At 39.6% G+C, this 14,787-nt stretch carries 17 protein-coding genes and 3 pseudogenes; 4 read left to right on the top strand and 16 right to left on the bottom strand.

Annotated features, from left to right (window positions below; all coding sequences use genetic code 11):
* Positions 1-682: pseudogene (locus HT691_RS08760) on the bottom strand (transposase family protein); the annotation flags it as partial.
* Between the two features lie 44 nt (positions 683-726).
* Complete coding sequence (locus HT691_RS08755) at positions 727-2,046, bottom strand: CapA family protein (RefSeq protein WP_138705910.1); 1,320 nt, start codon at positions 2,044-2,046, stop codon at positions 727-729.
* 300 nt (positions 2,047-2,346) lie between these two features.
* On the opposite strand from HT691_RS08755, the gene def reads away from it, so the two are divergent.
* Positions 2,347-2,958: a peptide deformylase gene (gene def / locus HT691_RS08750; protein ID WP_001272952.1), complete on the top strand. Its 612-nt coding sequence runs from the start codon at positions 2,347-2,349 to the stop codon at positions 2,956-2,958.
* 44 nt (positions 2,959-3,002) lie between these two features.
* A complete protein-coding gene (gene rlmB, locus HT691_RS08745; RefSeq protein ID WP_000855765.1) occupies positions 3,003-3,731 on the top strand; it encodes a 23S rRNA (guanosine(2251)-2'-O)-methyltransferase RlmB in 729 nt (242 codons plus the stop codon).
* Between the two features lie 38 nt (positions 3,732-3,769).
* Here rlmB and trxB read toward each other — a convergent pair whose 3' ends face one another.
* The 7 genes from trxB to HT691_RS08710 all read right to left on the bottom strand — a co-directional run bounded on the left by trxB (position 3,770) and on the right by HT691_RS08710 (position 8,124).
* Complete coding sequence (trxB, locus tag HT691_RS08740) at positions 3,770-4,681, bottom strand: thioredoxin-disulfide reductase (RefSeq protein ID WP_000272299.1); 912 nt, start codon at positions 4,679-4,681, stop codon at positions 3,770-3,772.
* Between the two features lie 65 nt (positions 4,682-4,746).
* Entirely contained in the window at positions 4,747-4,971 is a 225-nt protein-coding gene (locus HT691_RS08735; protein ID WP_000926599.1) for a DUF4059 family protein, read from the bottom strand.
* 77 nt (positions 4,972-5,048) lie between these two features.
* Entirely contained in the window at positions 5,049-5,792 is a 744-nt protein-coding gene (locus HT691_RS08730) for an amino acid ABC transporter ATP-binding protein (protein ID WP_000590965.1), read from the bottom strand.
* Positions 5,792-6,592 carry an amino acid ABC transporter permease gene (locus HT691_RS08725; RefSeq protein ID WP_001103446.1) on the bottom strand — a complete coding sequence of 267 codons (801 nt, stop codon included), beginning with the start codon at positions 6,590-6,592 and terminating at the stop codon, positions 5,792-5,794. The genes HT691_RS08730 and HT691_RS08725 overlap by 1 nt, the downstream gene beginning before the upstream one ends.
* 157 nt (positions 6,593-6,749) lie before the next feature.
* Positions 6,750-7,106, bottom strand: a complete 357-nt coding sequence (locus tag HT691_RS08720; protein WP_023934080.1) for an arsenate reductase family protein — start codon at positions 7,104-7,106, stop codon at positions 6,750-6,752.
* 5 nt (positions 7,107-7,111) lie between these two features.
* Positions 7,112-7,630, bottom strand: coding sequence for a methylated-DNA--[protein]-cysteine S-methyltransferase (locus HT691_RS08715; RefSeq protein WP_023934081.1), 519 nt, complete (start codon positions 7,628-7,630; stop codon positions 7,112-7,114).
* Positions 7,630-8,124, bottom strand: a complete 495-nt coding sequence (locus HT691_RS08710; protein WP_000405855.1) for a GNAT family N-acetyltransferase — start codon at positions 8,122-8,124, stop codon at positions 7,630-7,632. The genes HT691_RS08715 and HT691_RS08710 overlap by 1 nt, the downstream gene beginning before the upstream one ends.
* A 134-nt stretch (positions 8,125-8,258) precedes the next feature.
* Between HT691_RS08710 and HT691_RS08705 the strand changes: the two genes are divergently transcribed.
* Together HT691_RS08705 and HT691_RS08700 are read left to right on the top strand one after the other, a co-directional pair.
* Positions 8,259-8,705: a DUF1836 domain-containing protein gene (locus HT691_RS08705; protein ID WP_000858721.1), complete on the top strand. Its 447-nt coding sequence runs from the start codon at positions 8,259-8,261 to the stop codon at positions 8,703-8,705.
* Positions 8,702-9,349: a hemolysin III family protein gene (locus HT691_RS08700; protein WP_001097999.1), complete on the top strand. Its 648-nt coding sequence runs from the start codon at positions 8,702-8,704 to the stop codon at positions 9,347-9,349. Before HT691_RS08705 ends, HT691_RS08700 begins: the two co-directional genes overlap by 4 nt.
* Positions 9,350-9,588: 239 nt before the next feature.
* Here the strand turns inward: HT691_RS08700 and pdxT are convergent, their stop codons facing one another.
* The 7 genes and pseudogenes from pdxT to pduL form a co-directional block, all read right to left on the bottom strand.
* A complete protein-coding gene (gene pdxT, locus HT691_RS08695) occupies positions 9,589-10,170 on the bottom strand; it encodes a pyridoxal 5'-phosphate synthase glutaminase subunit PdxT (protein WP_054388010.1) in 582 nt (193 codons plus the stop codon).
* Complete coding sequence (pdxS, locus tag HT691_RS08690) at positions 10,171-11,046, bottom strand: pyridoxal 5'-phosphate synthase lyase subunit PdxS (RefSeq protein ID WP_000138526.1); 876 nt, start codon at positions 11,044-11,046, stop codon at positions 10,171-10,173.
* A 208-nt stretch (positions 11,047-11,254) separates the two neighbouring features.
* A pseudogene (locus HT691_RS11385) lies at positions 11,255-11,939 on the bottom strand (transposase); the annotation flags it as partial.
* Between the two features lie 195 nt (positions 11,940-12,134).
* Positions 12,135-12,306: pseudogene (locus HT691_RS11380) on the bottom strand (IS630 family transposase); the annotation flags it as partial.
* Between the two features lie 255 nt (positions 12,307-12,561).
* A complete protein-coding gene (locus HT691_RS08680; protein WP_230558127.1) occupies positions 12,562-12,951 on the bottom strand; it encodes a PqqD family peptide modification chaperone in 390 nt (129 codons plus the stop codon).
* A gap of 126 nt (positions 12,952-13,077) precedes the next feature.
* Positions 13,078-13,869 (bottom strand): ABC transporter permease, encoded by a 792-nt coding sequence (locus HT691_RS08675; RefSeq protein ID WP_050208676.1) that lies wholly within the window; start codon positions 13,867-13,869, stop codon positions 13,078-13,080.
* A 19-nt stretch (positions 13,870-13,888) separates the two neighbouring features.
* Entirely contained in the window at positions 13,889-14,467 is a 579-nt protein-coding gene (gene pduL, locus HT691_RS08670) for a phosphate propanoyltransferase (RefSeq protein WP_000405172.1), read from the bottom strand.
* Between the last annotated feature and the right edge of the window lie 320 nt (positions 14,468-14,787).

The raw sequence follows: 14,787 nt of genomic DNA, 5'->3' as shown, positions 1-14,787 counted from the left end.
TTCTCAACCTTGATTCTCTCCTTAGATAGCGCATGGTTACAGGCTTTCTCTTCAGCTGTTAGCGGCTTGAGTTTGCTGGATTTCCTCGGAGTTTGCGCTTGAGGATATAGCTTCATGAGCCCTTGATAAGCACTGTCAGCCAAGATTTTACCAGCTTGTCCGATATTTCTGCGACTCATTTTGAACAACTTCATATCATGACAATAGTTCACAGTGATCTCCAAAGAAACAATTCTCCCTTGGCTTGTGACAATCGCCTGAGCCTTCATAGCGTGGCATTTCTTTTTACCAGAATCATTCGCTAATTGTTTTTTTAGGGCGATTGATTTTTACTTCCGTCGCATCAATCATTACCGTGTCCTCAGAACTGAGAGGAGTTCTTGAAATCGTAAAACCACTTTGAACAAGAGTTACTTCAACCCATTGGCTCCGACGGATTAAGTTGCTTTCCTGAATACCAAAATCAGCCGCAATTTGTTCATAAGTGCGGTATTCTCGCACATATTGAAGTCGCCATAAGAAGGTATTCTAGGCTTAGTTTAGGTTTTCGTCCCCCTTTTGCGTGTTTACCTTGATAAGCTGTTTTCAATACAGCTAACATCTCTTCAAAAGTCGTGCGCTGAACACCAACCAGGAGCTTAAATCGTGCATCAGTTAGTTGTTTACTTGCTTCATAATTCATAGAACTATTCTACCATATTTTGTTTCGCAGGAAGTCTATTCAAGCTAATCCCACTTCAATCCCACATGTTCGTTCATTTCTTTATAGGCTGTATCAATTCGTTCCTTAGTCGCTTCATCTAACTGGTCACGATGACTGCCACCCTCGATAAAATCTTCCAAGATATAGGTTTGATAATGATATAAAGGATAGCCTTCTGGTGAAAAGGTTCCCTTTGGTGTTCGATTGACCCAAGTAGGATGAGCTTTAGCTGTTCCGATAGTTGTTTTTCCATCCTTCTTCTTAATGGTTACATCCATGAGAACGCCACGTTCAGTCCACTTAGCATTTTCTTCATCTCCCATAGATTCAATCCGTTGATTGGAAATGAAGTTCCCCATTGAATAGATAATGAGTTTCTTGTCTCCATCTTTTTCAACCGTTTCAGATGGTTCAACAACGTGAGGATGCCCTCCAAAGATGATATCCGCCCCCCAATCAATTATCTTGTGATAAAGAGCTTTTTGTTCTTCAGTTGGTTCCAATCGATACTCAACACCCATCTGAGGCATGATAATGGTGATATCCGCTTCCTTCTCTGCACGTTCAATTTCAGACTTCATCTTATCTTCGTTTAAATCTGAAAGATAACGATTATAGTCTTCCTGAGCAATATACTGTTCAATGCCATTGAATCCATAGGAATAGGCCAAAAGAGCAACCTTGATACCATTCACTTCCTTAATGACCAACGGAGCCTGATCACGTGGTTCATGCGTATAAACTCCGATTGGAGTGATTCCAGCTTTTTCAATAATATCGGCCGTTGAAATAACTCCCTCAATTTGCGAATCCAAAATATGATTATGAGCTAAATCTAGCACATGATAACCTGCATCCTTAATGGCATCCATAACTTCAGCAGGAGCATTAAAGAGAGGATAACCCGCTAAATAATGATCCTTATTGATGGTTCCTTCAAAATCACCAATAGCTAAATCTGCTTGCTTGAGCCAAGGTGTCACATACTCAAAATTCTCATGAAAGTCATAGGTACCGTCTTCTTTTTTAGCTGAAAAGAAAAGTCCATCGTGGTAGAGCAAATCCCCATTAGCCATAATTCTGGCAGTTTTTTCCTCTTCCTGCTCCTGAGACTTTTGCTTAGTCCCCTCTTGAGAAATAGTATCTCGTTTTTGACTGGTTAAAGGGATTCCTTGGAAACTTTCAACCAACAAGACCAAGCCCATTGATAAAGCAACTGCTAGCAAGAGTACTGCCACAAATCCTTTATTGCTCCACCTGCGATAACTCCTAAAAAAGTTTACCAAGCCCTTCATAAAACGAAAAGCTAAACCACCCTGATTTCGATTTTGTCTTCTTTTCATCTTCATTCTCCCTACTTTCTTATGCAAGCCTTTTCTTTTTATTATATCATAGATAAGTAATTCTTTCACAATTGATACTCTTCGAAAATCTCTTCAAACCACGTCAGCGTCGCCTTACCGTATATATGTTACCGACTTCGTCAGTTCTATCTNNCCTACGGCTAGCTTCTTAGTTTGCTCTTTGATTTTCATTGAGTATGAATTGAACTTCCTATCTATTTTCTATAAATCCTAAAGGCTATAATACTTTCAATCCTTGACATTTTGTGATATCATGTAGAGGTAATGAAAGGAGAGAAAATGTCTGCAATAGAACGTATTACAAAAGCTGCTCACTTAATTGATATGAACGATATTATCCGCGAGGGGAACCCAACTCTACGCGCAGTTGCTGAGGAAGTTACTTTCCCCTTATCTGATCAGGAAATCATCCTTGGCGAAAAGATGATGCAATTCCTTAAACATTCCCAAGATCCTGTCATGGCTGAAAAATTGGGACTCCGCGGTGGGGTTGGACTGGCTGCTCCTCAATTGGATATCTCAAAACGCATTATCGCTGTTTTGGTACCTAATATTGTTGAAGAAGGCGAAACTCCGCAGGAAGCCTACGACTTGCAAGCCATTATGTACAATCCAAAAATCGTCTCTCACTCTGTTCAAGACGCTGCTCTTGGTGAAGGAGAAGGTTGCCTGTCTGTAGACCGCAACGTGCCTGGCTATGTTGTTCGCCATGCCCGCGTTACTGTTGACTACTTTGACAAAGATGGAGAAAAACACCGTATCAAACTCAAAGGCTACAACTCCATTGTTGTTCAGCATGAAATTGACCACATTAACGGTATCATGTTTTACGATCGTATCAATGAAAAAGACCCATTTGCAGTTAAAGATGGTTTACTGATTCTAGAATAAAGAAAATCCCGTTGCAAGACGGGGTTTTGTGTTATAATAGAGGCATGAAAACAAATGATATTGTCTATGGCGTCCACGCCGTTACCGAAGCCCTCCTTGCAAATACTGGAAACAAACTCTACCTCCAAGAAAATCTCCGAGGTAAGAATCTTGAGAAAGTCAAGGAACTGGCTACAGAAAAGAAGGTGTCCATTTCTTGGACCTCAAAAAAATCCCTCTCTGAGATGACTGAAGGTGCTGTCCACCAAGGTTTTGTTTTACGAGTGTCCGAATTTGCCTATAGCGAGCTAGATCACATCCTTTCCAAAACACGCCAAGAAGAAAATCCTTTGCTATTGATTCTGGATGGTTTGACTGACCCTCACAACCTAGGATCCATCCTGAGAACAGCCGATGCGACCAATGTTTCAGGTGTCATCATTCCCAAGCACCGTGCTGTAGGTGTTACCCCCGTCGTTGCCAAAACGGCCACAGGTGCTATCGAGCACGTTCCCATCGCCCGAGTGACCAATCTGAGCCAAACTCTGGACAAAGTCAAGGATGAAGGCTTCTGGACCTTTGGAACGGATATGAACGGTACTCCTTGCCATAAGTGGAATACAAAAGGGAAAATCGCCCTCATCATCGGAAATGAAGGAAAAGGCATCTCTAGCAACATTAAAAAACAGGTCGATGAAATGATTACCATTCCCATGAATGGCCATGTTCAAAGCCTTAATGCCAGTGTTGCTGCGGCCATTCTCATGTACGAAGTTTTCCGAAACAGACTATAAAAAAGTTTCCAGTCATCTGATTGGAAACTTTTTTATGATTAACTATGTTCTGTGATAAATTTATAGGCTTCTTGACCAGCGATAGCTCCATCTCCAACCGCTGTTGTTACTTGGCGAAGGTCTTTCTGGCGAACATCTCCAACTGCAAAGATACCGTCAACTGCAGTTTTCATGTGGTTATCTGTCACAATCCAGCCTGCCTGATCTTGGATATTCAATTCTTTAACAAAATCGCTAAGAGGGTCCAATCCAACATAGATAAAGACGCCACCGAAGGCTTGTTCTGTCACTTGACCTGTTTTCACATTTTCAAATACGACAGATTCTACTCGGTTTTCACCCTTGATTTCCTTCACTACAGAATCCCAGATAAAGCTGATTTTCTCATTCGCAAAGGCGCGGTCTTGTAAAACCTTTTGAGCACGAAGTTGGTCACGACGGTGAACAATGGTAACAGTCTTAGCAAAACGAGTCAAGAAGAGGGCTTCTTCAACAGCTGAATCTCCACCACCAACTACCAACAAATCTTGGTCACGGAAGAAAGCACCATCACACACGGCACAGTAAGAAACACCACGACTGTTCAGTTCTTCTTCTCCAGGTACTCCCAAAGGACGGTGTTTAGAACCAGTTGCTACGATAACGGTACGAGTTTCATATGTTTGGTCGTCAGTCATCACTTTCTTAAAATCACCATGGTCTTCGACATTTTCAACATATCCATAAATGTGCTCAACACCGAGATTTTCAAGCGGTTCAAACATCTTTTCTGCCAATTCAGGTCCACTAATATTAGCATATCCTGGGTAATTTTCGATATCAGATGTATTATTCATCTGACCACCTGGCAGACCACCTTCAATCAAAGCTACTTTCAAATTGCTTCGAGCAGCATACAAGGCTGCAGTCATCCCTGCAGGTCCAGCACCGATAATAATAGTATCGTACATATAGTTTCCTTCTTTCTTGTTGTAACTATCTTTATTCTAACTCTTTCTTGTCAATCACGCAAGGATTATGCCTTGAAAACAAGAATTAAACTCATAACCGCAAAGGATAATACTGGAACAACCAAGACCCCAATCATAATCATATCATAGAGATGGGCTTGGCGAGCCTTGGCTGTCTTATCAACTCCCGACATGGCTCTCAGTCCAATCCAAATTCCTAAAAAAATCAGGACGAGGATGGTGGTTAAGATCAAACTCTCGAAATATAAAGAAAATAGTTGCAGTAGCATGATTTCTCTCATTTCTATCTTTTTTAAAGAGTAAACTCAGCTAGTCCAGCTAACTGAGTTTTTCTTTATCTATTATATCAAATATAAGTCCGTTTGTAACTAGCGAAGAATTCTTTTGTCCGCTCTTCTTTAGGATGGTGGATAATCTCATCTGGTGTTCCAGACTCGATGATTTTCCCCTTATCTAAGAAGAGAATCTTATCAGCCACTTGGGCTACAAAGGACATGTCATGACTGACCAAAATCATGGTCTGACCTGACTTAGCAGCATCTGCAATAGACTTCTCTACTTCACCGACCAATTCTGGGTCAAGGGCTGAAGTTGGTTCATCTAAGAGCAAGACATCTGGTTTCATAGCAAGCGCACGCGCCAAGGCAACCCGTTGCTTTTGTCCACCTGATAAATGGCGAGGGTAATGGTTTTCACGATCAGAAAGCCCAACCTTAGCCAACTCTTCCTTGGCAATCTTAGTCGCTTCTTGGTCAGATAATTTCTTGACAACAACCAAGCCTTCTTTCACATTATCAAGTGCTGTACGGCGCTCAAACAAATTAAACTGCTGAAATACCATAGATAACTTGCGACGTAGGGCAAGGATTTCTTCTTGAGTGATTTTAGAAAAATCAACCGAGAAATCATCAATCTGAATCGAGCCACTATCAGGTGTTTCAAGATAATTGAGACTGCGAAGAAAGGTTGATTTTCCAGCTCCTGAAGAACCAATCAAGGCTACAACTTCCCCTTTTTGAATATCCAAGTCCAGATGATCCAAGACAGTCTGTCCTGAAAAGGATTTGCTTAAATTCGAAATCTTAATCATTAACGAAGGTCTCCTTTCACATCTGTTTGCACTGTATCTGGTGCAGAAATAGCCATTTTTCTCTCGATGAAACGACCAAGGCTCTCAATTCCGATATTGACTACCCAATAAACAAGAGCAACGGAGATGAAGCGCTCAAAATAACGATAATCGGCACCACCCAAAATCTGAGCTTGGGCAAAGACTTCCACAACACCCGCACTAAAGGCTAGGGAAGTTCCCTTGGTCAAGCCGATGAGGGAGTTAATCAAGGTTGGAGTTGCCACAACTGCTGCATTTGGAATAATCACTCGTCGATAAACTTGCGCTCGGGTCATACCCAGACTGCGTGCCGCCTCAATCTCACCAGGGTTAACTGAGAGAATGGCTGCACGAATGGTTTCACTAGCATAAGCTGCCTCATTAAAGGCAAAGGCGACAATCGCAAAAGCAGCGGCTGGAATCGCATTGATATTGAGACCAGTTCCCCATTGCTGATTGAGAGCTTTCAAAGCCAAAGGAATTCCGTAGTAGGTCAACATGAGCTGCACTAAAATCGGTGTCCCTTTTAAGAAACTAACAAAGAAGGCCTGCAAGGGATATAAAATCTTGACACGATTGATCTTCACAATGGCAAAAAGAAGCGCCAAAACCAAGCCAAAAAAGGCACCACCAATTGTCAACATAATCGTTGTTGGAAGTTGTTGAACAATTCTCGGAATTCCATCAAAGACCGAACGCAAGCTAAAAAGCTTGCCATCCGGAATCAATTGCATCAAGTTTTGATACCAATCTGATGCTAAAATCGTTGTAACATTCATAAAAACATCCTCTCCTGATAATGATTCATTCTACCATACTTCTGCCGTCAATGAAATTATTTGCTACGGTCAGATACAGTCTTTGTCTACCTACTAGTTTATCATACTTTAAAACAGGGAGGTTATATATTTTATCTATCAGAGAGATAAGTAAAAACTATTTCAATCCCAATTCTTCATAAGGTTTTCGATAACCGATTTGTTTAACAGTTCCATTTTCTACTAAAATTGGCCGTTTTAACAACATGCCGTCGCTTGCTAGCAACTCAGCTGCTTCTTGGTTTGACAGACTTCCTACCTTATCTTTTAACCCTAATTCACGGTATTTGATTCCACTGGTGTTAAAAAATTGCTTCAATTCAAACCCTGAGGTTTCCAGCCAGTTTAAAATAACTTCTTGGCTAGGTGTTTCTTCGGCGATATGGACGGCTTTGTAGTCCACACCGAGTTGGTTTAATTCTTGTTTTGCTTTTTTACAAGTTGAACATTTTGGGTATTCGATAAATTCTAACATGTCTTTCACTTTCTATTATTTATATCTTTAAAATCTGCGCCTTCATACTCCAAGAGCCAGGCTTTCTTTTCCACTCCTGCGGCATAACCAGTCAGACGCTTGCCTGCTCCCAGCACACGGTGACAAGGTACTAGAATAGACCAAGGATTGCGTCCTACCGCTCCACCAATTGCTTGAGCAGAAGGCACTTGCAGGTCTTGGGCTATTTGCCCATATGTCACTGTCTGACCATAAGGAATTCCCTGTAAATAGTCCCAAACTCGCTTTTCAAAATCCGTTCCAATTGGAGCCAAGGGCAAGTCGGATAAATCCTTAGGCTTGCCTTTAAAGTAAGCATCTAAGCAAGTAATAACTGGGTCTAAAATGGGATGACTAACAACTGCTTCTATCGTCTCATCTCCTAGTCCCCTCTCAAAATGCTTCTGCTCCTGAACCCAAATTCCATACAAATAATGGTCATCAGCTACGAGAGAAAGGGAGCCAATCGGCGAAGAATAGAGCATTTTTACATACTTCTTTTGCATTATTTCTTTAATTTTTGATAGGCCAAGCGTTCGCCATCAACTGGAACCTTACCAACCTGTTTAAAACCGAGTTTTTCAAAAATATGCTGCATAGCTTTGTTTTCAGCATGCGTATCTGAGCGAAAATCTAGATAATCAAAACCTTCAATCAAGCCCTCTAAAAAGGTTTGAGCAACTCCCTGTCCCTGCACATCTGCTGCCACAGCAATACGGTGAAAGACTAGGTACTCTGACTCCCCAACTTGCCAGTTGCCTTCATAAATGGCTTCATAGGCTGCCTCTGGACTCTTGGTCACAGCAGCATAGGCTAGTAGTTCTCCCTCTTCCAAGGCTACATAGGCTTGACCTGAGATAATATCTTCAATAATAATATCAGCATTTGGATAACCATTTTGCCACTGGTCACTACCAGCATCCGCTAAACATTTTTTAGCATCCTCCATCACTTGCATGATGTCATCTACTTCATTTGGAAAAGCTAAACGAATCTCCATCTTTTCTCCTCATTTCTGACTAGTTTCTCCCATCCTAGCATAATTTAAGTCTTTCTACAAGCAGTTAAAACTTGACTTTCTGTTTTTGTTATTTTATAATCTAGTTATTAAAACTAGATAAAAAGGAGTTGAAAATGAAAACTACCTTTTCCTACCCAAAATGGGCAGAAATTCCAAATATTGACCTCTATCTGGACCAGGTTTTACTCTATGTCAATCAGGTCTGTGCCCCTATCTCTCCTGATAAAGACAAAGGCCTGACAGCATCTATGGTTAACAATTATGTCAAACATGGTTACCTGACAAAACCTGACAAGAAAAAATACCAACGTCAACAGATTGCCCGTCTGATTGCTATCACAACCCTCAAGTCTGTATTTTCGATTCAAGAAATCGCTCAGACACTGAATACTCTACAAAGTCAAGCAAGTTCAGAGCAACTCTACGATGCTTTTGTGAACTACATGAACCAAGGAATTGACCCAGCTAACCCTATCATCCAAACCAGCTGCCAAACCGTTAAACTCTATCATCAAACCCTAGCCTTAATCCATCATACTCAAGAGGAGGTAATCCAATGAACACTAGTCTTAAACTCAGCAAACAACTCAGTTTCGGAGAAGAGATTGCTAATAGTGTGACCCATGCTGTGGGTGCAGTCATCATGCTCATCTTACTCCCTATTTCATCCACCTATAGTTACGAAGCACATGGCTTTTTATCCTCTATCGGCGTTTCCATTTTCGTTATCAGTCTCTTTCTCATGTTCCTCTCATCCACCATTTACCACTCTATGGCCTATGGTTCGACCCACAAATACGTCTTGAGAATTATTGACCATTCTATGATTTATGTGGCTATCGCAGGCTCTTATACGCCAGTCGTCTTAACCTTGATGAATAACTGGTTTGGCTATCTGATTATTGCTATCCAATGGGGAACGACCATCTTTGGTATTCTCTATAAAATCCTTGCTAAAAAAGTCAATGAAAAATTTAGCCTTGCTCTTTACCTGATTATGGGCTGGTTGGTTCTGGCTATCATTCCTGCCATTATCAGTCAAACGACACCAATTTTCTGGAGTCTCATGGTAACTGGCGGACTCTCTTATACAGTTGGGGCTGGATTTTACGCCAAGAAAAAACCTTATTTCCACATGATTTGGCATCTCTTTATCCTAGCTGCGTCCGCACTCCAATACATCGCCATTGTTTATTACATGTAAAACTCTAAGCAGGCAGAGCCTGCTTAGAGTTTTATAATCGAATTTCCTAAAGAGGAAGCAATATGAAAGCCGTCATTGCTTGTGCTCATAAGATCTTCAGAATCATTTACAAACTACTCTCCACCAAGCATACTTATCAAAAAGAAAAGGCGCTAGGACTGAGGAAACATTTCTAACGCAAAAACTAAAAAAATTTCAATTATAGTATAGCACAGGAAGTGATTTTTTGCGCTTTTTTACTATCTTTTTTCTTCACATATATTTATAAAGTACTGGTGCAAGCTTACATCATCAGTCAATTCAGGATGAAAAGAAGTTACCAACATATTTTTTTCTTGGGCTGCAACGATTTGATTATTCACTGTTGCTAGAATTTCTACATCTTCTCCAACACTGCTGATAATTGGACCACGGATAAAGGTCATTGGAATCTGACCAACTCCCTTACATTCTGCTTCCGTATAGAAACTTCCTAATTGGCGCCCATAGGCATTGCGCTCGACCACCATATCCATAGTTCCTAGATGACTCTCTTTCTGAGAAGTAATTTCCTTAGCCAGCAAAATCAAGCCTGCACAGGTTCCAAAGACTGGTAAACCAGATAAAATAGCTTCTCTTATAGGAGTCATCATATGTTGATCTCGTAAGAGCTTGCCCATGGTTGTAGACTCACCACCAGGCAAAATCAAACCCGACAAGTCACTCTGAGATTTCTGAAAATCCTCTAAATTTCTGATTTCAACACTCTCGACTCCTAATTTTTCTAGCACTTTTACATGTTCTGCAAAGGCACCTTGCAAGGCCAATATTCCGATTTTCATCTATTTTCCTCTCTCTGCCATGAGAATTTGGATTTCATTTTCATTGATACCAACCATGGCTTCTCCTAAATCTTCAGAGATTTGAGCTAGGATTTGAGGATTACGGAAGTTAGTCACAGCCTTAACAATGGCACTCGCTCGTTTAACAGGATCTCCTGACTTGAAAATACCTGAACCGACAAATACACCCTCTGCCCCTAATTGCATCATAAGTGCAGCATCTGCTGGCGTTGCAACGCCTCCAGCTGCGAAGTTTACAACTGGCAATTTCCCATGTTCATGGACGTATTGAACCAATTCTACAGGGACTTGCAATTCCTTGGCAGCAACATAAAGTTCGTCCTCGCGTAGGTTTTGAATACGGCGAATTTCCTGATTCATCATACGCATATGGCGAACAGCTTGGACAATATCTCCTGTACCCGGTTCTCCTTTAGTACGAATCATGGAAGCACCTTCAGCGATACGACGCAAGGCTTCCCCCAAGTCCTTAGCTCCACAGACAAAAGGTACTTGAAATTCTTTCTTGTCCACATGGAAACGATCGTCAGCTGGAGATAAAACTTCACTCTCATCGATATAGTCAATCTCAATAGCCTCTAAAATCTGAGCTTCAACAAAATGCCCGATTCTAACCTTAGCCATCACTGGAATGCTAACCGCTTCTTGGATTTCCTTAATCATCTTTGGATCACTCATACGGGAAACACCACCAGCTGCACGAATATCAGCTGGAATCCGCTCCAAAGCCATAACAGCAGCCGCACCAGCAGCCTCTGCAATACGAGCCTGTTCAGGATTTTGAACGTCCATGATAACCCCACCTTTGAGCATCTGTGCCAAATTTTTATTTAATTCATAACGATTTTCAGTCATTTGTTTTATCCTCATCATTTATATTGGTAGCTACCATTTCATTTTAAAATAGAACAGAGTGAATCACAAGATAAAAAAAGAAGAATTGTGTGGGTACAGATTGAATCGAGTAGGGGCTAAGACTAGTCCCTCTCACACCACCGTAGGTGCCGTTCGGCATAGGGCAGTTCAACTAATACTCATATCTATTTTCAAAAAGCATTCTGGTTCATTCTCTTTTAACGATGGACTTTACAACACTCCTCTCTAATCCTTGTATGATCTCTTGAAATGTATCAATGCCAGCTTCCAAGGTTTGAAATGCTTTATTCTGGAAGCCACCTTCACCAAGCTCTTTCTGCATCTGTTCAATAGGATTCATCTCTGGCCTGTATGGGGGAATAAAGGGAAAGCCAATATGATTTGGAATAGTTAAGCTACTTGATGGATGCCCTAGGGCATGATCCATGACTAGTAAAATAAAATCAGTTGGATAGGCCTGTGACAGTTCTTGTAAACAAGCTTTCCTCCATTCAGTATGGCATCCTCCGGCAAGCAGGAAAAAGGATGCTCCTCTATAAGCATCAACAGCTCTCTAACAGTAAGAGAATTCATGCACGGAATGACTATGGACAGGAGGACCTATTCCTTTAGGTGGCTAACAAGATCCTAGTTTACTGCCTATCCGAAACCAGCCTCATCTTTGATGCATGAACCCAAGCTTACGAAAGCATCTACTATCTTTAAAGCGTTTTCTTACCTTCTTGAATAGAGATGGGATGTTTAGACGCGGCAATGGTTTGAGCGCCTGCTTTCTTAGGATCTAGGGCAACAGTGCGCCAGCTATGTCGCTTCAACAGTTGACAGAAAGCATCACCTGTGTAGGAACGACTAATCTCCTTTTGATAGGACTGAAGAAATGGAGTATCACTAAACCTCCTGAGAAACAATCTCTAGAACACTTGTCCTACAACGGCCTGTATATCCTAGTCCGGTACGTTATAAGCAATGAATTCATTTTTATTACAATTCAATCTAGATTTTGCAGGAAATCTACTGTAACAACTTCCTCTTCCTCTGAAGTTTTCAAATGACCGGAAAACTATCTATTCCTTGACTGTCATATAAACGTGGTTACAACCACCACGTCTTTCTTGAAGGAGAGAGTCCGAACCTAACTCCTCATCCTTCTTTAAATTTCACCAAACTACAGTCTAGACGCTCTATCATCTCTTGATAGGATTTTCCCATCAAACAAAGCAGAACGATTGGAAGACTTTGTGTTAGAGGCTTAGTAAGGTCTTTAAAGAGAAAGGTGATTTCTTGTTTAGCTAATTTCATGTTACTATCGTACAATGCTTTTTGAAGTATGTCTAGTATTAACCACTCTTTTCATCACCCCACTACAAGTTGATAAAGAGCCACAAAACTTCAAGACTTTTCTAAGTATTTTCGATATAAGCATTAAATATATTTCAGAAAAAGCAACATTAACCTCCCTTATACTCAATGAAAATCAAAGAGCAAACTAGGAAGCTAGCCGCAAGCTGTACTTGAGTACGGTAAGGCGACGCTGACGCGGTTTGAATTTGATTTTCGAAGAGTATTAACTGAAACAAACTCAAGTTCACTAAATTGGTTAATAATTCTTTTCAAGTCTTTATCTGCTTTTTTCTCTGACACATCATATTCAGATGTTAATTTTCTCAATAAGTGGTCATATGAAATTGAAGTATCAATTTTAGACCATATAAAAAGATTTCTCTCTCCATCACTTATAACATTGATTTTACTTCGAGTATCCTTTAAATTATCATTAATATCAATTCCATTAATTGTAATTTCTCCTGAATCTTGTTTTAGAAGCGTTGTCATCATTTTTATTAAGGTTGTTTTGCCTGCCCCATTTTCTCCTAAAACTCCAATTATTTTTCCTCTTGGAATTTTTAATGAAACATTATTAATAGCTTGCTTTTTCTTTTTAGTAAATTAATCTTCGTTTTTGTAAGATAACTTTTAGATACATTTTTTACTTCTAACATCGGAATTCTCCTAAATTGTTAAATATTCGATCACTTTCTTCTCCACCTTTTTATAGCTGAGCAAGCCAATCACAATAAAAACTAATGAGAGAAGTAAAACTTTAAAAATCAATAGACATAGTTGAAGCGATTCCAAATCTCCAGAAGATATTAGTCTAACTATCTCTAAGCCATAAGTAATTGGTAATAAATCACCAACACATTTTAGAAAATCAAGAAGCACTGTCCTAGGAAATGTAACACCAGATACTAAAAATATCAAAATAAATAACGTATTCTGACTTATAAATGTATCTCTTAACCAGAGCATTATGTTAGCAACAAAAACACTCATAGAAAATGATATTAAAACAATAACAACATAACTCAACAGCCAATAGGATATTGGAGTTGCCATGAACTTTGCACCGAGCAAAATAGAAATAATAAAAAGTGAACAAAACTCCATAAAAGTTCTTCCAAGCTGTTCAATGAACACGCCTATATAATAGCTGAAAATACTATATGGAGTTATAAATAAGCTTTCCAAGGTTCCCTCTCGGACCTCAACCATCAATGAACGCCCTACATTCATCAAAATAGCAACAGCAACATTGTAGTAAAGCATCCCAGCAGCAGCGAAAGTAAAATAATCAATCACTTCTACTTGACTAACTACTAATTTGTTATTAAAAAGATAATGAGCAATTAACCAATACCCTAAAAGCTGAAAAATGGCATCTAACAATCGATTCAGGAATAGAGCTACTGGAAAAAATCTAGTATACATTTGCAAATTTCTAATTATTAATGCCTTAATCAACTTTCGATAATCTCCATTTCTACTCTTTTATAATCGTGCCAATCTCACCTCCTGATAAAAGAAGTGCATTCGCATCATCAGTATCAATATGCATTTCCAATCTATATTTATCACTCACTCTGCAATGAACATCATGCAAAGTAGCACTTTTTTCGCTTTTTACTTCAACAGAAACTATATCTCCATTTTTAAGACCCATTTCCTCAGCTTCTTCTGTGGCAAAGTGAATATGTCTATTAGCAATAATGCACCCTTCATCTAAATTAACTCTTCCATTAGGTCCTATAATGGTAATCGGTGAAGAGTTTTCAATCTCACTCGAAGTACGTACTGGTGGAGTTATCTTTAATAATCTAGAATCTGTTTTAGAAACCTCAACTTGTGTATAAGGACGAATTGGTCCTAATACCCTGACACGATTAATCTCGCCAGATGCCGACTGAATTGTAACCTGTTCTTCAGCAGCAAATTCACCAGGCTGATACAAATCTTTTAACTTGTTTAGTTGGTATCCTTCACCAAATAAAATATCTAAATGTTCCCTCTTTAAATGAACATGTCTAGCAGAAATGTTAATGATTACTTGATTAATTTCCATGATAATTTATCTCCTTTTCCTATTTATAATACCATATTTTTTTCTGATTCATTATACTCAAAATGAATCAAAGCCTCTTTATTCAGATACATACCCTCTTCATTGAGTAAATGATTCAAATCAGAGTTCCATTGTGACGGTTTATCTCCTATACTTTCTAAGTTCTCAACAAAAGTATAGATATAAAAGTTTGTTGCTCTATATTTTTCACCTCCTATATTAAAATTTCTAAATAGGCTTATTGCTAATATTTTATAGTTGCTTAGTTTCAAACAAGCATGTTATAATAAAGCTATGCATGTAGTACAGATTTTAAACAG

It is taken from the genome of Streptococcus sp. 477 (assembly GCF_013277295.1).
Lineage (GTDB): Bacteria > Bacillota > Bacilli > Lactobacillales > Streptococcaceae > Streptococcus > Streptococcus pseudopneumoniae.
Note: the sequence above shows the minus strand (reverse complement) of the source record. Positions and strands in the feature narration are given on the sequence as shown.